At 42.0% G+C, this 18,597-nt stretch carries 19 protein-coding genes; 15 read left to right on the top strand and 4 right to left on the bottom strand.

The features are described from left to right. The first annotated feature begins 1 nt into the window (after position 1). From bioD to E7T07_RS01305, 10 genes are all read left to right on the top strand, one after another. Entirely contained in the window at positions 2 to 643 is a 642-nt protein-coding gene (gene bioD / locus E7T07_RS01260; RefSeq protein WP_135709118.1) for a dethiobiotin synthase, read from the top strand. An 84-nt stretch (positions 644 to 727) separates the two neighbouring features. Then, entirely contained in the window at positions 728 to 1,252 is a 525-nt protein-coding gene (gene yceD, locus E7T07_RS01265; RefSeq protein WP_135709119.1) for a 23S rRNA accumulation protein YceD, read from the top strand. A 16-nt stretch (positions 1,253 to 1,268) separates the two neighbouring features. Beyond that, positions 1,269 to 1,439 carry a 50S ribosomal protein L32 gene (gene rpmF / locus E7T07_RS01270; protein WP_005544470.1) on the top strand — a complete coding sequence of 57 codons (171 nt, stop codon included), beginning with the start codon at positions 1,269 to 1,271 and terminating at the stop codon, positions 1,437 to 1,439. A 21-nt stretch (positions 1,440 to 1,460) separates the two neighbouring features. After that, positions 1,461 to 2,492 (top strand): phosphate acyltransferase PlsX, encoded by a 1,032-nt coding sequence (plsX, locus tag E7T07_RS01275; protein WP_135709120.1) that lies wholly within the window; start codon positions 1,461 to 1,463, stop codon positions 2,490 to 2,492. Between the two features lie 16 nt (positions 2,493 to 2,508). Further along, complete coding sequence (locus E7T07_RS01280; protein WP_135709121.1) at positions 2,509 to 3,459, top strand: beta-ketoacyl-ACP synthase III; 951 nt, start codon at positions 2,509 to 2,511, stop codon at positions 3,457 to 3,459. A gap of 81 nt (positions 3,460 to 3,540) precedes the next feature. Beyond that, positions 3,541 to 4,479 (top strand): ACP S-malonyltransferase, encoded by a 939-nt coding sequence (gene fabD / locus E7T07_RS01285; protein WP_135709122.1) that lies wholly within the window; start codon positions 3,541 to 3,543, stop codon positions 4,477 to 4,479. Between the two features lie 63 nt (positions 4,480 to 4,542). After that, positions 4,543 to 5,268, top strand: a complete 726-nt coding sequence (gene fabG, locus E7T07_RS01290; RefSeq protein WP_135709123.1) for a 3-oxoacyl-ACP reductase FabG — start codon at positions 4,543 to 4,545, stop codon at positions 5,266 to 5,268. Between the two features lie 214 nt (positions 5,269 to 5,482). Continuing rightward, the gene (gene acpP / locus E7T07_RS01295) at positions 5,483 to 5,713 is read left to right on the top strand and encodes an acyl carrier protein (RefSeq protein ID WP_115637124.1); all 231 of its coding nucleotides are present in this window, start codon (positions 5,483 to 5,485) and stop codon (positions 5,711 to 5,713) included. A gap of 241 nt (positions 5,714 to 5,954) precedes the next feature. Then, positions 5,955 to 7,304, top strand: a complete 1,350-nt coding sequence (locus tag E7T07_RS01300; protein ID WP_135709124.1) for an anaerobic C4-dicarboxylate transporter — start codon at positions 5,955 to 5,957, stop codon at positions 7,302 to 7,304. 121 nt (positions 7,305 to 7,425) lie between these two features. Continuing rightward, entirely contained in the window at positions 7,426 to 7,989 is a 564-nt protein-coding gene (locus E7T07_RS01305) for a manganese efflux pump MntP (protein WP_135709125.1), read from the top strand. 51 nt (positions 7,990 to 8,040) lie between these two features. On the opposite strand, the gene pnuC is transcribed toward E7T07_RS01305, so the two are convergent. Continuing rightward, complete coding sequence (gene pnuC / locus E7T07_RS01310; RefSeq protein WP_135709126.1) at positions 8,041 to 8,721, bottom strand: nicotinamide riboside transporter PnuC; 681 nt, start codon at positions 8,719 to 8,721, stop codon at positions 8,041 to 8,043. Positions 8,722 to 8,911: 190 nt separating this feature from the next. Here pnuC and rapA point away from each other — a divergent pair, with 190 nt between their 5' ends. From rapA to rluA, 5 genes are all read left to right on the top strand, one after another. Further along, complete coding sequence (gene rapA, locus E7T07_RS01315; protein WP_135709127.1) at positions 8,912 to 11,812, top strand: RNA polymerase-associated protein RapA; 2,901 nt, start codon at positions 8,912 to 8,914, stop codon at positions 11,810 to 11,812. Between the two features lie 107 nt (positions 11,813 to 11,919). Next, on the top strand, positions 11,920 to 12,885 hold the full coding sequence (locus E7T07_RS01320) for a TAXI family TRAP transporter solute-binding subunit (protein WP_135709128.1): 966 nt from the start codon (positions 11,920 to 11,922) through the stop codon (positions 12,883 to 12,885). A gap of 86 nt (positions 12,886 to 12,971) precedes the next feature. Continuing rightward, on the top strand, positions 12,972 to 15,605 hold the full coding sequence (locus E7T07_RS01325; protein WP_135709129.1) for a TRAP transporter fused permease subunit: 2,634 nt from the start codon (positions 12,972 to 12,974) through the stop codon (positions 15,603 to 15,605). A gap of 57 nt (positions 15,606 to 15,662) precedes the next feature. Further along, positions 15,663 to 16,088: a universal stress protein gene (locus E7T07_RS01330; RefSeq protein ID WP_135709130.1), complete on the top strand. Its 426-nt coding sequence runs from the start codon at positions 15,663 to 15,665 to the stop codon at positions 16,086 to 16,088. 73 nt (positions 16,089 to 16,161) lie between these two features. Next, on the top strand, positions 16,162 to 16,821 hold the full coding sequence (gene rluA, locus E7T07_RS01335) for a bifunctional tRNA pseudouridine(32) synthase/23S rRNA pseudouridine(746) synthase RluA (RefSeq protein ID WP_135709131.1): 660 nt from the start codon (positions 16,162 to 16,164) through the stop codon (positions 16,819 to 16,821). 65 nt (positions 16,822 to 16,886) lie between these two features. Here rluA and E7T07_RS01340 read toward each other — a convergent pair whose 3' ends face one another. Genes E7T07_RS01340 through E7T07_RS01350 form a run of 3 tightly spaced genes read right to left on the bottom strand, consistent with a single transcriptional unit; the run spans position 16,887 to position 18,596 of the window. After that, positions 16,887 to 17,159 (bottom strand): heavy-metal-associated domain-containing protein, encoded by a 273-nt coding sequence (locus E7T07_RS01340; protein WP_135709132.1) that lies wholly within the window; start codon positions 17,157 to 17,159, stop codon positions 16,887 to 16,889. Then, on the bottom strand, positions 17,156 to 17,518 hold the full coding sequence (locus E7T07_RS01345) for a mercuric transporter MerT family protein (protein WP_135709133.1): 363 nt from the start codon (positions 17,516 to 17,518) through the stop codon (positions 17,156 to 17,158). The genes E7T07_RS01340 and E7T07_RS01345 overlap by 4 nt, the downstream gene beginning before the upstream one ends. Beyond that, positions 17,493 to 18,596, bottom strand: a complete 1,104-nt coding sequence (locus tag E7T07_RS01350) for a transglutaminase-like domain-containing protein (RefSeq protein WP_135709134.1) — start codon at positions 18,594 to 18,596, stop codon at positions 17,493 to 17,495. The genes E7T07_RS01345 and E7T07_RS01350 overlap by 26 nt, the downstream gene beginning before the upstream one ends. Between the last annotated feature and the right edge of the window lies 1 nt (position 18,597).

Below are 18,597 nucleotides of genomic sequence, written 5' to 3' on the forward strand. Positions count from 1 at the left end.
CATGGGACAAGTGATTTTTGTATCAGGCATTGATACGGATGTTGGGAAAACAGTGGCAACAGGTTGGTATGCGAAAAAACTGATGCAACAAGGTTTTTCTGTGATCACGCAAAAGATGATTCAAACAGGTTGTGAAGGCATTGCCACAGATTTATTGGTACATCGCCAAATGCAGGGAATGGCAATTTTGCCTGAAGATCAGCAAGGAACGACTTGCCCTTATGTTTTTCGTTATCCTTGCTCGCCACATTTGGCGGCAAAGCTAGAACAGCGCGAAATTGATCCGCAAAAAATTCAGGCGGCAACGGCGTATTTGGCGCAAAAATATGATTATGTGTTGCTGGAAGGAGCAGGTGGGTTACTCGTTCCCTATAATGAGTGCCAAACCAGTTTGGATTATGTACAACAACAGGGCTATCCGGTGATTTTAGTCACATCGGGGAAATTGGGGAGCATTAATCATACGCTATTAAGTTTGGAAGTCTGTCAATCTCGCCAAATTGCCGTACATTCAGTGATTTATAATCAATATCCTGAAGTGGATGAGATAATTGAAAAAGAAACCCAGCGATATTTGCAGCAATATTTGGCTCGTCAATTTCCCACAACGTCATTTGAATTATTGGGGGTATTGGGAAAATAATTTTTGCGTATTATGGATTTTTTCCGGGGAAAATGATAATTTTCCTTTGACTAATTCTTTCTCAAAAGGTAATATGCACGCCCTATGCAAAAGGTAAAACTACCCCTAACTGTTGACCCGGTTAAAGACGCACAACGCCGATTGGATTATGATGGCTATTATGCTATTAATCAGCTTGAGCGTTTATCTGAGTCAGTAGTCAAAGTGCTCAGCGATGCACAGGTAACAGTATCGTTTTTCGTTGATCCGCAGAAATTAGTGGTGTTTAAAGGCAAAGCAAGTATTGATGTTGAAGTTGAATGTCAACGTTGCAATCAACCTTTTAAACAAACCTTGGAATGTGAATTTACTTACAGTCCAATTTCTAATTTAGATAAGATCGATGAATTGCCAGAGATTTATGAACCCATTGAATTCAATGAATTCGGGGAAATAGATTTGATTGGTACGATTGAAGACGAACTGATTTTATGTCTGCCGATTGTGCCGATGCATTCATCTGAACACTGTGAAGTGTCCACGCAGGAACAGGTCTTCGGGCAATTGCCTGAAGAATTGGCTAAAAAACCAAACCCGTTCGCTGTATTAGCTAATTTAAAAAAGAACTAACTTAGGAGTATAGCCAATGGCTGTTCAACAAAACAAAAAATCTCGTTCACGTCGTGATATGCGCCGTTCACATGATGCGTTAACCACTGCTGCAGTATCAGTAGATAAAGCAAGTGGTGAAACTCACTTACGTCACCATGTAACTGCTGATGGTTACTATCGTGGTCGTAAAGTAATCAACAAGTAATTCCTTTTATAAGGTATTCACTTGAGTCGTCTAACCCTTGCGTTAGATGTGATGGGCGGGGACATTGGTCCCCGTATTACTATCCCCGCATCTCTAAAAGCGTTGGAAGCTGATCCAGCGTTATCCTTATTATTATTTGGCGACAGCCAAAAAATCCAATCTGAATTAGATATTTCCTTAAAAAACTTCCCGTCAAATTTACGTGATCGTTTGGAAATTCATCATTGCTCTCGCGTGATTGGCAACAATCAACATCTTACCGATGCTTTGCGTCATAGCAAAGGAACTTCTATGCGCTTAGCGATTGAAGCGGTTCAAAATGGTGATGCGCAAGGTTGTGTCAGCGCGGGGAATACAGGTGCATTAATGGGATTGGCGAAAGTGATTTTGCAGCCACTAAAAGGTATTCAACGTCCTGCTCTTATTTCATTGTTACCCACGATGGATGGGGGTCATTCTGTGATGTTGGATTTAGGGGCGAATTTAGAATGTAGCGCAGAAAATCTCTATCAATTTGCGCTTATGGGTGCAATTTTCGCAGAAAATCGGCTAAACTTAGTCTTTCCACGGGTTGCTTTGTTGAATATTGGCGTAGAAGAAATTAAGGGGCATAAGTCTATTCGTGAAGCGGCAGAAATGCTGTCAAAAGACACCGCACTTAATTATATCGGTTTTATTGAAGGGGATTTATTGCTCAACGGTAAAGCAGATGTTATCGTCAGTGAAGGATTTGCAGGCAATGTGGCGTTAAAAACCTTGGAAGGTGCGGCGAAAAATGTAATTGGATTGCTAAAAGGGAAATCGCGCAATTATTTACTCAAACCTTTATTTGGCAGTTTAATGAAAGTCTTGTTTAAAGACAGTTATCAGCGTTTAAAGGACATTAACCCCGATCAATATAATGGGGCATCTTTAATTGGATTAACAGCCGTTGTGGTCAAAAGCCACGGCAGTGCCAATGTTGAGGCCTTTGCTAATGCAATTAAAGATGCGGCATTTCAAGCCCGTCAAAACATTCCACAAAAAATTTTAGACGGCTTAAAGAAATATTAAAAATAACGAGATAAGTATGAATAGCAAAATTTTAGCAACAGGAAGTTATTTACCTGCTCAGATTCGTACCAATGCGGATTTGGAAAAAATGGTAGATACTTCAGATGAATGGATTTATACCCGCTCAGGCATGAAAGAGCGCCGCATTGCTGCGGCAGATGAAACCGTGGCAACAATGGGAACACAAGCTGCGCTTAAAGCATTAGAAATGGCGAATTTGGATCCGCAAGAGATCGATTTAATTGTGGTGGGAACGACCACAAATTCCCATGCTTATCCAAGTGCCGCTTGTCAAATTCAAGGTGCATTAGGGATTAAAGATGCCATTTCATTTGATGTGGCAGCAGCATGTACAGGGTTTGTGTATGCGCTTTCTGTTGCGGATCAATTTGTACGCACAGGACAAGTTAAAAAAGCCTTAGTCATCGGTTCAGATTTAAATTCTCGCCACCTTGATGAAACGGATCGTGGAACGGTGGTGTTATTTGGCGATGGTGCAGGCGCGGTGATTCTTGAAGCAAGCGATGAAGCGGGCATTATTTCCACGCATTTGCACGCTTCGGCAGATACAGAAAATATGCTGGCGTTACCACAATCTGAACGTGGCAATGCACAATCAGGTTATATTTCGATGCAAGGCAATGCGACCTTTAAATTAGCGGTGGGTCAGCTTTCAAGTGTCGTTGAAGAAACTCTTGAAAAAAATAATTTGCAAAAGTCAGATTTAGATTGGCTTGTGCCACACCAAGCGAATATTCGTATTATTGCGGCAACCGCGAAGAAACTCGATATGGATATGTCGCAAGTGGTGTTGACAGTTGAAAAATACGGCAATAACAGCGCGGCAACCGTGCCTGTGGCATTGGATGAAGCTGTGCGTGATGGACGTATTAAACGTGGTCAGCTTTTATTATTAGAAGCGTTTGGTGGTGGTTGGACTTGGGGTTCAGCTCTCGTGCGTTTTTAGTATAATAAGTGCGGTGAAATTTAAGAAAGTTTTAAAAGGTGCGTTTTAACGCGCCCTTTTCATCATTAAGAAGGACGAAAAATGAAAAAATTTGCAATGGTTTTCCCCGGTCAAGGTTCTCAAGCGGTGGGAATGTTAGCGGAGTTAGCAGAACAATTTCCTGTTGTTACCGAAACGTTTAAACAAGCATCGGATGTTCTAGGTTACGATTTATGGGCATTAACGCAACAAGGTCCGGCAGAAGAACTTAATAAAACATGGCAAACTCAGCCCGCACTTTTAGCCGCATCAGTGGCGATTTATCGTGTATGGCAACAACAATATCCGGCGTTAAAACCTGAGGTTATGGCCGGTCATAGCTTGGGTGAGTATTCTGCTTTAGTTTGTGCAGGTGCAATGGATTTCCAAGATGCCATTAAATTAGTGGAATTACGCGGTAAATTAATGCAACAAGCGGTGCCGGAAGGTACGGGTGCAATGTATGCTATTATTGGGTTGGATAATGAAAGCATTATTAAAGCATGCAAAGAAGCAGAACAAGGCGAAGTGGTTTCAGCTGTAAACTTTAACTCACCGGGTCAAGTGGTGATTGCGGGAGCAAAAGCGGCGGTAGAACGTGCGGCGGCGGCTTGTAAAGAAGCGGGGGCGAAACGTGCATTACCATTAGCCGTTAGCGTGCCATCACATTGTGCCTTAATGAAACCGGCAGCGGATCAATTAGCCGTGTCATTAGAAAGCATTGCCGTGAAAACACCGGAAACGGCAGTGATTAACAATGTTGATGTTAAAACTGAAAACGAAGCGGACGCAATCCGTAACGCCCTTGTGCGTCAACTTTACAGCCCTGTTCGTTGGACGGAAACGGTGGAAAAAATGGCGACAAACGGCATCGAAGTTCTCGTGGAAATTGGCCCGGGCAAAGTATTAACCGGTTTAACAAGCCGTATTGTTAAAGAGCTTGCTGCCGGTGCAGTAAATGATGTGAAATCATTGGACGCAGTAAAAGAGTTATTCGCTTAATTTTAATAGGGTAGGGGCGTTCGAAAACGCCTTCTACACAGAAAACACAATAGGAAGGATAAAATGCAAGGCAAAATCGCATTAGTGACAGGCGCAACGCGTGGTATTGGTAAAGCAATCGCGGAAGAATTAATGTCTAAAGGTGCAACCGTTATTGGTACTGCAACTTCAGAAAAAGGTGCAGAAGCTATTTCGGCTTATTTGGGTGAAAAGGGTAAAGGTTTTGTACTCAATGTCACAGACGAAAATTCTATTGATGAATTATTAAAGCAAATTAAAGCTGAATTTGGTGATGTTGATATTTTAGTCAATAACGCAGGTATCACCCGCGATGGTTTATTAATGCGCATGAAAGACAGTGATTGGTTTGATATTATCCAAACAAACTTAACATCCGTTTATCGTTTATCTAAAGCGGTACTTCGCCCAATGATGAAAAAAGGCGGTCGTATTATTACTATCGGTTCTGTGGTGGGTTCAATGGGCAATCCGGGTCAAACAAACTATTGTGCCGCAAAAGCAGGTTTAATCGGCTTTTCTAAATCACTGGCTAAAGAAGTAGCTTCACGTGGTATTACGGTTAATGTGGTTGCGCCGGGTTTTATTGCCACAGATATGACAGATGAACTTAACGAAGATCAAAAAAATGCCATTTTGAGCCAAATTCCGGCAGGTGAATTAGGTTTACCGAAAGATATTGCAAAAGCAGTGGCATTTTTAGCATCAGATGACGCACGTTACATCAATGGCGAAACATTGCATGTTAACGGTGGGTTGTATATGAACTAATCTGCTAACCAGCCCTAGCCAAACTCAATAGGATTTGTTAGAATTTTGCTCGTTTGCATAATTCGAGTATGTACTTAGTTTGGCGAAATATGCTTTTTCGAATATGCTATGTTGTTTTGTGGTTAGACCAGTAAAAAAAATGGCTTGCAACTTCGGAAAAAATACATACACTATTACCCCAATCGCATTGTGCGAGAACTACAAGGAAACAAAAATGAGCATTGAAGAACGCGTAAAAAAAATCATTGTTGAACAATTAGGTGTTAAAGAAGAAGAAGTAAAATCTGAAGCTTCATTCATCGAAGATTTAGGTGCAGACTCTTTAGACACAGTTGAATTAGTAATGGCTTTAGAAGAAGAATTCGATATCGAAATTCCAGATGAAGAAGCTGAAAAAATTACAACAGTTCAATCAGCGATTGATTACGTACAAAACAATCAATAATTCTTAGTTAGGCGGTTTTGAAACCGCCTAATTTTTTTCCTGCAACAAAGCAAATTCCTTTAATTTTTACCGCACTTTATTAACCCCATTATTTTTCCCCCCTTTGGGTGCGAACTGATTTTGATCCAAAATAAACTTTTATCAAATTTTTTTATAAATTTTCATAAAAAAGATTGTGCATTTTCATAGTTCCAGTATGATCGCCACGGTTTTTTTTATTAACTCTTTATGGTGATAGCTTATGCTTTATTTAGAATTTTTATTTCTATTATTAATGCTCTATACCGGTAGCCGTTTTGGTGGTATCGGTTTAGGGGTTATTTCAGGTATCGGTCTTGCGATCGAGGTTTTTGTGTTGCGTATGCCTTTAGGTAAAGCGCCGATTGACGTAATGCTTGTTATTTTAGCCGTAGTAACCTGTGCGTCTGTGCTTGAAGCAGCAGGTGGTTTAAAATACATGTTACAAATTGCAGAACGTATTTTACGTAGCAATCCAAAACGCGTAACCATCCTTGGTCCAATCGTCACCTATGTTATGACCTTTATGTTAGGTACGGGTCACTCAGTGTATTCTGTGATGCCAATTATCGGTGATATTGCACTGAAAAATAAAATCCGTCCTGAACGCCCAATGGCGGTATCTTCAGTGGCATCACAATTAGCCATTACTTCAAGCCCATTATCAGCGGCAATTGCGTACTATTTAACGCAAATCACAAAAATCCCGGGTTATGAACACATCACCTTATTAAATATCATTTCGGTGACTGTGCCGGCGACTTTCTTAGGTACCATGGCAATGGCAATTTATAGCTTACGCCGCGGTAAAGAATTGGAAGATGATCCGGAATATCAACGCCGTTTACAAGATCCTGTATGGCGTGAGCGTATTCTAAATACAACCGCAACTTCATTAGATGCAGAATTACCACAATCCGCAAAACTCTCTGTTTGGTTATTCGTGCTTTCATTAATTACAGTGGTTGTCATTGCGATGTTACCGGAAATCCGTACCGTTGGTGTGCCGGTGGATGGTAAAGCAGTTAAACCGATTTCAATGTCTTACATCATTCAAATGATGATGTTATGTTTCGGTGGTATTATCTTAATTGCCACTAAAACCAACCCACAAACTGTACCGAATGGCGTGGTATTTAAATCCGGAATGGTGGCGTGTATTGCGATTTTTGGGATTGCATGGATGAGTGATACTTACTTCTCTTATGCAATGCCTGAATTTAAAGCGGCTGTAACCAGCATGGTAGAACATTACCCTTGGACATTTGCATTTGCGCTCTTTGCCGTATCTGTGGTAATCAATAGCCAAGCGGCAACGGCGGTAATGATGTTACCGGTAGGTATTCAATTAGGTTTACCGGCCCCTGTATTAATCGGTTTAATTCCGGCAACCTATGCTTACTTCTTTATTCCTAACTATCCGTCAGATATTGCAACCGTAAACTTTGACGTAACAGGAACAACCAAAATCGGCAAATACTATTTCAACCACAGCTTTATGGTGCCGGGTTTAATCGGTGTGGTAGTCGCTTGTTTAGTGGGTTACACTATCGCGCATATGATTATTGTGTAATCGCCCATTTTTTCAAAACAGCCAAGAGTTTTCTTTTGGCTGTTTTTTTTATTTTAGGCTGAATAGATTTTGCCAAGTGCGGTGTATAATAGCTACGTTTTTTTATTTTTGAGATATGACTATGTCCGATTATACCTTGTGGGTGATTGCCTTTGGTTTATCAATGGATGCCTTTGCGGTGTCTGTGACCAAAGGTTTATGTTTAATTGAATTTTCGTGGAAATTTGCCTTACGTATTGCGCTTTGTTTCGGTATTTTCCAAGCTTTAATGCCCGTGATTGGCTATTATATTGGTTTGAATTTCAGCGAATACATTACCGAATTTGATCATTGGATCGCCTTTATCCTACTTTGCTTAATCGGCATTAATATGATACGAGAATCCTTGAGCGAAGATGATGAAGATGATGATCCCACTGATTTCAGCGTCAAACATCTCATCACGTTAGGCATTGCCACCAGTATCGATGCTCTTGCTATGGGCGTTTCTTTTGCTTTCTTACAAGTGAATATCGGCATTACGACCGCTATGATTGGTGTGACAACGGCTGTTTTATGTTTAATCGGCGTTAAAGCCGGGCATTGGCTGGGCGGAAAAATCCGTAAACATGCGGAATTATTGGGAGGCATTGCCCTGATCGGCATTGGTATTCATATTTTGTATGAGCACCAAGTGTTTGGTTAGGAAAAATGGGGCGAAAAATCTTTCGCCCCTGTAATGTATTCTTTTCTTACACTAAACCGTTTTCTTCGCTAATTTCGTCCAGTTGTAATAACCATAAACGGAATTCAATAAATAAGCACCATACATTAAATACATCGCGGGGGTTTCCGCCCAAAGCCAGATGGAAAGAATGTTGATGATAATCCAGAGAATCCATTGTTCGCTATAACGCAAAATCATTAAAAGTTGCGCCGCAACAACCAGCACCGTGGTGACACCATCAAGACTGACGGATTGCCCATCGGTGGTTTTCAAGATGCTGATAAAGGCAAGAGAGCCAATTAAAACGGCACTAATTAAGGTGAGCCAGCCTTTTACGGTAAGAAATTTGGCTTCAACCACTTCCACTTTATCTTGGCTTTGCATGTTTTGTTTCCAAAGGAAATAGCCAATAAATTGCGCAGGGATGTAAACATAAAGCGTGGTGGTCATTTCACCATAGAATTTGTTGTCCAACGCTACATAAAAATAGGTGTAAGCAAAAATAAGCCCAAATAAGTAGTTACTGATTTTCCCTTTCCCGACAAAGACCACGCACAAAATCCCGGCAATCCCTGAAATCATTGCTAATAATGAATCGGGCGCTTGAACGTAAGCAAAGATTTGCGCTGCCAAAAAGAGAAACAACCAAGCTAATTCAAAGGGTTTCCAACCGCCGAAAAATTCGTCTTTGAGTTTGTTTACAAGAGTCATAGTACATCCTTCTATTAAAAAATTTGTTTGATTTTTACACCGCACTTTTTTTAAGTCAAGAATAAATTACATTTAACCCTAAAAAATGTGATTTAGATCTCATATTTGTAAAATATTTGATACATAGCATTATGCGCCGGAAATCGGTAGAATAGCGCGCTTTTGAGTAGGTTAGCGGAGAGAAAATAACGTGGAATATGCAGTTGGGCAACGTTGGATTAGCCATAGTGAAAATGAATTAGGATTGGGGATAATTACTGAAGTGAACGCGCGCGTGGTGCAAATTTATTTCCCCGCCGCCGATGAAACACGGATGTATTCAATGAGCGAAGCACCATTAACTCGCGTGCTGTTTTCAGTGCAAGATACGGTAACGCATGTGGAAGGCTGGAAAGCGCAAGTGGTTGACAAAATGATGAATAATTTAACCGCACTTTATTTGGTTAAACGTTTGGATAATGGCGAAGAGTGCGTGATGAAAGAAATTGAGCTTGCCCATCAAATTACCTTCAGCAAGCCACAAGATCGTTTGTTTACCGCTCAAATTGATCGTAGCGATCGCTTTGCGCTGCGTTATCGTGCGTTACAACATCAACAGGCACAATTTCAATCGCCGTTACGTGGGTTGCGCGGTATTCGTGCGGGACTAATTCCACACCAATTGCATATTGCTAACGAAGCCGGTCGCCGTATTCATCCGCGCGTTTTGTTAGCAGATGAAGTGGGGCTTGGGAAAACCATTGAAGCCGGTATGATTTTGCAACAGCAAATTTTTGCCGGACGCGCGGATCGAGTGCTGATTATTGTGCCGGAAACCTTGCAACATCAATGGTTAGTTGAAATGCTGCGCCGTTTCAATTTGCATTTTTCGCTGTTTGACGAAGAACGTGCGGCAGATTTTGCACCTACGGAAGACAGCGAAGCGCGCAATCCTTTTGAAAGCGAAAATTTGATTATTTGTTCGCTCAATTGGTTGGTGGACAATCCGCAGCGTGGCGAACAAGCGTTGGCGGCGCAATTTGATATGCTGATTGTGGATGAAGCCCATCATTTGGCTTGGTCGCCAACTGAAGCGAGCGTGGAATACACCTTAGTGGCGCGCTTAAGTGCGCAAATTCCATCCGTGTTGTTATTGACCGCCACACCAGAGCAACTGGGGCAAGAAAGCCATTTCGCACGCTTAAAATTATTGGATGCGGATCGTTTTTATGATTATGACGCCTTTGTAGCGGAGCAAAAAAACTATCAGCCTGTCGCGAATGCGGTGCAAACCTTGCTGTCCCATAAGGCGTTAAGTGCGGTGGAAAAAAACGCGATTTCTGATTTGTTGGAAGAGCAAGATGTAGAGCCGTTGCTGAAAGTGTTGGATAGCCAAAATGAAGAAGAAAAAGCCGCGGTGCGTCAAGAATTGATCAGTAGCTTAATTGACCGCCACGGCACAAGCCGCGTGCTATTTAGAAATACGCGCCAAGGGGTGAAAGGTTTTCCGCATCGCGTTTATCATCAGGTGAATGTTGCCTTGCCGAAGCAATATCAGAATGCCATCAATGTGTTGTCGATGTTGGGCGAGTTAAAAACGCAGGATCTTTTCTATCCTGAACAAATTTTCCAGCAACTCAACCCTGAAGCAAAATGGTGGGAATTTGATCCGCGCGTGGAATGGCTGGCGGATTTCTTAAAACTGCATCGCCAAGAAAAAGTGTTGGTGATTTGTCGTTACGCCACAACAGCCATCCAGTTAGAACAGGCATTACGCGAAAAAGAAGGGATTCGTGCTGCGGTTTTCCACGAAAAGATGTCCATTGTGGAACGAGATCGCGCCGCGGCTTATTTTGCGGACAGCGAACAAGGGGCACAGGTGCTGTTAAGCTCAAGCATCGGTTCTGAAGGGCGAAATTTCCAATTTGCGGCGAATTTGGTGCTGTTTAATTTGCCTGATAACCCGGATTTATTGGAACAATGCATCGGGCGTTTAGACCGTATTGGACAGGCACGCGATATTCAAATTTATGTGCCAAGTTTTAGCCAAACGGCGCAAGCGGTACTGGCAGATTGGTATCATCAAGGGTTAAATGCCTTTGAAGAAACTTGCCCAATGGGGATGGCGTTGTTTGAAAAGTGCGGTGAAAAATTGCAAGAATTTTTACAAAAACCGACCGCACTTGAGGATTTTGAGCTTTTTGTCAAAGAGACGGTGAAGCAACGTCAGCAACTGAAAACGGCGCTTGAAAAAGGACGAGATCGTTTATTAGAGTTAAATTCCAACGGTGGCGAAGTGGCAGAAGCCTTGGCAAATGCCATTGCGAAAGAAGACGGAAATCCGGAATTAGTGAATTTCACCTTGAATTTATTGGATATTATTGGGGTGGAACAGGATGATTTAGGGGAAAAATCCATCGTGATCACGCCAACAGGAACGATGTTAGTGCCTGATTTTCCGGGGTTAAAAGAAGAAGGGGTGACCATTACTTTTGATCGCGCCCTTGCCCTTGCGCGCGAAGATGTGGAATTTTTAACCTGGGATCATCCGATGTTAAACAACGGTATTGATTTGGTGTTATCCGGCGATATTGGCAAAACCGCTGTGTGTATGCTGATGAATAAAAATTTGCCGGCAGGCACCTTATTGCTTGAGTTGATTTATGTGGTGGAAACCCAATCGCCAAAAGCGTTGCAACTTAATCGTTTCTTGCCACCAACGCCTGTGCGCTTATTGTTGGATGTTAAAGGCAATAATTTAGCGGAAAAAGTCGCCTTTAATGTGGTGGAAAAACAGCTTAAACCGCTGGGTAAAACCTTGGCAACGCAGGTGGTGAAAAAAGTGCGGTCAAATATTGAAGCATTATTGAAACAAGCAGAAAGCCAAATGGCAGAACAGGCGCGTGAGATCATTGCACAAGCCAAACGCCAAGCAAGCTTTGTGTTAGATAATGAATTGGCGCGGTTAAATGCCTTGAAAAGTGTGAATAAAAATATTCGTCAGGATGAAATTGAAACACTTGAAGTTATTGCTGAGCAGTCGCAAGTGGAATTAAATAAAGCAACGTGGCGTTTAGATAGTTTGCGGGTGTTGGTGACAAATAACCCTTGATGTATTTTCCTATTGCAAACGGTTGCATAATCTTGTATATGTAAAGCACTCGTTTAATCGAGTGCACAACATAAAAAAATCCGAATTATGCACAAGGAGAAAATACCATGAAAAAGATGCTTAAACTTTCCGTGATTGCAGGCGTGGCGTTAAGCGCGTTCAGTGCACAAGCCGCAGAAGATAAATTCATCACCATTGGGACAGGCGGTCAAACCGGCGTGTATTATGTGGTTGGGCAGTCTATTTGCCAATTGGTGAATCGCGATACACCGAAAACCCACATTAAATGTAACGCGCCATCTACAGGTGCTTCGGTGGCGAACTTAAATGCTATCGCCGCCAAAGAGCAAGATATGGGGATTGCGCAGTCTGACTGGCAATATCATGCCTATAATGGTTCCAGTTCATTTGAAAATAAGAAAAATGACAAAATTCGTGCGGTGTTCTCTTTGCATCCGGAGCCGTTTACTGTGATGGCGCGTGATGATTCCGGTATTAATTCCTTTGATGATTTAAAAGGCAAACGTGTGAATGTTGGCGATCCCGGTTCCGGTACGCGTGCGACAATGAATGTGATTTTAGCCGCTAAAAAATGGACAGATAAAGACTTTAAAGTCGCGTCTGAATTGAAGCCGGCAGAAATGGCGTCTGTCATGTGTGATAACAATTTAGACGCAATTACATACAACGTAGGGCATCCAAATGGCGCGTTAAAAGAAGCAGCCGCATCTTGTAATGCTCATTTAGTACCGGTTACAGGCCCTGAAATTGATAAGTTAGTGGCTGATCATAGTTATTATGCTAAAGCGACTATTCCAGGTGGTTTATACAAAGGCTCTGATAAACCGGTGGAAACCTTTGGTGTTTATGCAACGCTTGTGACTTCAGCCGATGTTGACGCGGATAAAGTTTATGCTGTGGTTAAAGCCGTGTTTGATAATTTCGATCGTTTTAAACGTTTGCACCCTGCTTTTGCAAACTTAAAAGAAGAAGAGATGATCAAAAACGCACTTTCAGCACCATTGCACGAAGGGGCAGTTCGTTATTACAAAGAACGCGGTTGGATTAAATAAATACCGTTAAATTTCACCGCACTTTTGGGGCAGATTTCTCAAAGTGCGGTGGTTTTTCTTGTTATTTTGAAGAACTCGGGAGCCTTATGTCAGCACAATCAAAAACGATGGATTATGACGATCTGCAAGATATGGTGGCGTCTAATGATGCCGGTGGACGAACACCAAGCGGCTTTGCGAAGAAGCTGATTGTCGTCACTGCGATCTTGTGGTCTGTTTTTCAACTTTATTACACTTCGCCGCTATCCTTTTGGTTACAAGAAGTCTTGACGCGCGCCAATATTGATCTCAATGTGGTCGTTGATGATACCAAAGCGCGGTCAATTCATTTAGCGTTTGCTTTATTTTTAGCCTATCTTTCCTTTCCGGCTTTCGCCTTTTCACCCAAACACCGTATTCCTTTACAAGATTGGATTTTTGCTTTTTTAGGGGCATTTCTCGGTGCGTATTATCTGTTCTTTTATGAAGGATTAGTCACGCGATTTGGCGCGCCGAATTTGCAAGATATTATTGCCGGTTGCGTGGGCATTTTGCTGTTACTGGAAGCTACGCGTCGTAGCCTAGGTCTACCTTTGGTTATTATTGCACTGGTGTTCTTGCTCTATAATTACTTTGGGCAATTTTTACCGGCCGATTGGATCATCAGCCATCGTTCCGGTTCTTTGGCACAAATTGTTAATCAGCAATGGATTACCACAGAAGGCGTCTTTGGTGTTGCTTTAGGCGTTTCCACAAAATATGTTTTCCTTTTTGTATTATTTGGCGCATTACTAGACAAAGCCGGCGCAGGTAACTACTTTATCAAAACCGCGTTTGCCTATTTAGGGCATTTAAAAGGCGGGCCGGGCAAAGCGGCTGTGGTTTCTTCCGCATTAACAGGATTGGTGTCAGGCTCTTCCATTGCCAATGTCGTGACCACCGGCACGTTTACTATTCCAATGATGAAACGCGTGGGATTAAGTCCGGAAAAAGCCGGTGCGATTGAAGTTGCTTCTTCGGTTAACGGGCAAATTATGCCACCGGTTATGGGGGCTGCGGCATTTTTGATGATTGAATATGTCAATATGCCTTATAGCCAATTAATTACTCACGCTTTTTTACCGGCGTTCATTTCCTACATTGCATTGGTGTATATTGTTCACCTTGAAGCCTGCAAAATGGGGTTAAAAGGCTTACCGAGAACGGATCCGGCTAACCCGATTTTGGTGACGTTAATGCGCGCTTTGGCTACTTTCTTGGCGATTTGTTTATTATATTTTGCCTTGGAATTAAGCTTGGGCTGGATTAAAAACGTTGCGCCGAATTATGCCTTTTTTATTGTGTTAGCACTATTAAGTGCGGTGTATTTGCTCTTAATTCGCCGTGTAGCCACATTTCCCGATCTCGAACCCGATGATCCTGAAAAAGAAATTGCCACGCTGCCTTCAGTGAAACCAACAGTCAATGCGGGCTTACATTATTTATTACCGGTTGTGGTGTTAATGTGGTGCTTGATGATTGAACGTATGTCGCCGGGGCTTTCTGCTTTTTGGGGAACCCTTGTGTTAGGGGCAATTTTAATTACCCAACGTCCATTATTGAGTTTTTTCCGCGCTGAATCCACCAGTAAATTATCCCTTGCTAAACAAGGTTTGCACGAGTTAGTGGAAGGGTTAGAAACCGGTGCGCGCAATATGATTGGGATCGGTATTGCAACCGCTACCGCCGGTATTATTGTGGGCTCTGTGTCTTTAACAGGGTTTGGCGTACAACTTGCCAGCATCATTGAAATGCTTTCGATGGGCAATATTTTATTAATGCTCATTTTAGTGGCAATCTTCAGCCTTATTCTTGGTATGGGATTGCCGACCACCGCAAACTATATTGTGGTTTCCTCATTAATGGCGTTAGTCATTATCGAAGTGGGTAAACAAAACGGTTTAATCGTTCCGCTTATCGCTGTGCATTTATTTGTTTTCTATTTCGGTATTATGGCTGATGTCACGCCGCCGGTTGGGCTGGCTTCTTTTGCGGCGGCGGCTATTTCAGGCGGAAGTCCGATTCGTACAGGTGTTGATGCCTTCTATTACAGCCTAAGAACGGCGATTTTACCGTTTTTGTTCATTTTCAATACAGATTTATTGCTGATTGATGTGGGTTGGGCAAAAGGTATTTTAGTCTTCATTACGGCGATTATTGGTATATTCGCGTTTACTGCCGCCACAATGGGTTGGTTCTTTGCTAAGAATAAATGGTGGGAAAGTGCGGTGCTTATTTTGGCTGCTTTCTTATTATTCCGCCCGGGTTTTGTGATGGATCGTATTTCACCGACGGCCTATAGCATTGAGCCGGTTCATTTTGCTCAAGAAATTGCTCATACACCTGTTGGGCAAAAATTAATGCTTAAAGTTGCAGGCATCAATCCTTACGGCAAACCGGTTGAATTTTATTCACAACTTGAAGTGCCGGAAGGCGAAAGCAGCGAAGCACGTTTAAATGCGCTTGGCTTAACCTTATTGGATACCGGTGACAAAATTGAGATCAACGGCAAGGAAACCGCCAAAATTATCATTGATAACGTTGAGTTGGATTCACCGGCAGCAAAAGCGGGCTTAAACTGGGATCAAACCTTGTTAGACGTTTCTTTGCCAAAAGTGTCTTTACCAAAAGAGTTAATGTTTATTCCGGCATTATTAATGATTTTTGGTATTGCTTGGAACCAACGTCGCCGTCATAAATAAGAGATCATCCTAGGTCTAGGCTAAACCTATTCCTAGGTTGATAAAATGGAGTTTAGTATGTACAACAAATTGTTAATTGCGATTGATTTAAGCAACTTAGAAAGTGCGAAATATGTGGTGGATACTTGTTTGAAGCTAACAGCGAATAATCCTGACGCTGTTTATCGTGTGGTCACGATTTTAGAGCCGATGGATGACAGTTTTATTTCTGCATTTTTGCCGAAAAATTTTGATAAATCGTTGATTGAAGAGGCTAATCGAACCTTGCACGAATTTACAAAAGCGACTTTTCCTGAAAACGCAAAAGTTCAACATATCGTTGCACACGGTACGATTTATGAAGAAATTAATCGTTTAGCGGAAGAAAAAGCGGTAGATTTAATTGTTATGCTTGCCAGCAGTCAGCCGCACGCCAAAGGCTTAAGCTCAAACACCGTAAAAGTTGCACGTAACTGTAATAAGCCGATTTTGGTATTACGTTAAGAGAAAATAATGCAAAAGAACTGGGCTTCGTATAAACTACGCCCCGGTTTTTTTATTCTAGATCATTCTTATTATGGCACTCATTGAATACCATCCCCCTTTAGAACCCTATCTTGATGTGGTTTATCACGATAATCATATTCTCGTGGTAAATAAACCCAGCGGTTTGTTGTCTGTTCCGGGCAATCAACCGCAATATTACGACAGTGCCATGAGCCGCGTGAAAGAAAAATACGGCTTTTGTGAACCTGCTCATCGTTTAGATATGGCAACCAGTGGGATTTTGTTATTTGCCATGAGCAAAGCCGCAGACAGCGAGCTAAAACGTCAATTTCGCGAACGTGAAACGGAAAAACATTATCAAGCCATTGTGTGGGGTTGGTTACAACAGGATCGCGGCGTGGTGAATATGCCTTTGATTTGTGATTGGGAAAACCGCCCACGCCAGCGGATTGATTACATTGTTGGCAAACGTGCTGTCACGGAATATGACGTGTTAGAACGCCTACCGAATAATAGCACTCGCGTGAAATTAACCCCGATTACAGGGCGTTCGCACCAATTGCGTTTGCATATGCTAGCACTGGGGAGCCCTATTCTCGGAGACAAGTTTTACGCTCATCCCCAAGCCAAAGCCATGTCGCCACGATTATGTTTACATGCGGAAAGTTTAACCATTAAACACCCGATAACAGGGGAAAAAATGACCTTTGAATGTCCGCCGGAGTTTTAAAATATTGACCGTTCAACACGGCACAAAAAATGCAGTCAACTAAGTGCGGTCAAAATTTTAGGAATTTAATGCTGAACAATGGCGTGATAATGTAATTTATCAATGGCGTTGATCAGCATTTCATCGCTCACCTTTTCATCAGCAACGACTTTCACTAATCGCGTATTGAAGTTGGCTTTAGTCGAAAGGACACCATCAATAGCTCGCAATTCTTTATTCACCAAATAAACACAAAGTTGGCAATACATTTCATCAATGCGTAATGTCACATTACGTTCCGCGCTGAATGTGGTCACAGAGAATAAAAGCGCGGTCAAAAAAATTAGGAGTTTTTTCATTCTGGCAATTCCAATAAATAAGGTAAAACATAGGGATAGGTTAAGAAAAATAGCATGACGATTGCCATTAACCAATACAAAATTTGTAATGTTCGGCGAGAAAAATATCGGGTGCAGATAATTTTATTGGAGAAATTTAACAACCAAAAACCATAGCCAAATGCTCCCAAAGAAATGATCAGCATAGGGATTTGCAAAAACGCCAGCTCATTTAAACTCACCAGCCAAGAGCTGGAAACGCCAAAAGTAAGATAAATTAAAGGAGCAATGCAGCATAATGTGGAAGCCACGGCAGCGCTGACTGCCGTGGTACACATTGCCCAAAAGGTACGATTACTGTTCTTTTGAGATGAACTCATAGCCGAATTCTTTTGCATCATAAGAGTTTAATGGATCGCCGCCTATTTCCGCGTATGGATAGCCAAAGTTATTGATTGGGGCGAGTTCAGGCATTGGGTATAGGTTAAAATCGCGTGCGTGGTTAAAGCCCATCCAGTTGCCTTCCCAGTTACCAAATAGATAATCGGAAACCGCTTTCGTTCCTTCATCATTTACCGTTTTTTTCTCGGTTAAACGATATTTTGCCACATCCGCAGAATCCACAGGAACCCAGCCGAAGCCTGCTAAATAAAATTCAGCGCGGCAATGTTGTCCGCCATTTTCATTCGCAATCTTATCTTTTGCGCCACCAAAGGCGGATTTTGAATATTCCCCCATTTTAATGGCTTGACCTAAACGAATACCGAAAACTTCGCGTGCAGGAATACCTGATGCCCGTGCCAATGCCACAAAGACAGAGTTAATATCTGTGCATTTTCCTTTTAATACACCAGTGGTTAAGATTTTTTCCACATCACCATCACCGCAACCCAACACTGAATTATCGCGTTCCATATTATTTACAATCCAGTGATGAATACGTTCGGCTTTTTTCAGTGGATTTTTTTCATCACCCACGATTTTGTCCGCATATTGTTTCACGATACCGTCAATTTTTATATGTTGTGAGGGTTTTAAATATTGCTCAACATCAACGCTGTATTCAATTTTTTCGGGAGCTTGATAGTTGTTCAATAACCCTTGTTTCATCGGTTCACGATCTTTTGTTTCCACAACAAGTTTGATTTTTAAATCACGTTTTGACGCATCTTTATCCCAAGTGGCATATAACGTGCTTGCGCCATATTGATTATTTTCTGTGATATAGGCTTGTTGGTAATTGCCTTCAAATTCAACAGATTTAACCGTTTGGTAGTCGTTGCTAAAGGGTAATGGGGCCCATAATTTCGTTTCCCCCACTGAGCCTTTTGGCACTTGAATATCATAAGTTTGGGTAAATTCGTAAGTATGTGTGGTGGTATTAGGATTTGGTACGATTTGCCCTTGAGCAAAAGCGGCGACAGCAGAAAGTGCGGTCGCTAAGAAAAGTTTTTTCATA

The sequence above is a fragment of the Actinobacillus porcinus genome, from assembly GCF_901764995.1.
Classification (GTDB): domain Bacteria; phylum Pseudomonadota; class Gammaproteobacteria; order Enterobacterales; family Pasteurellaceae; genus Exercitatus; species Exercitatus porcinus.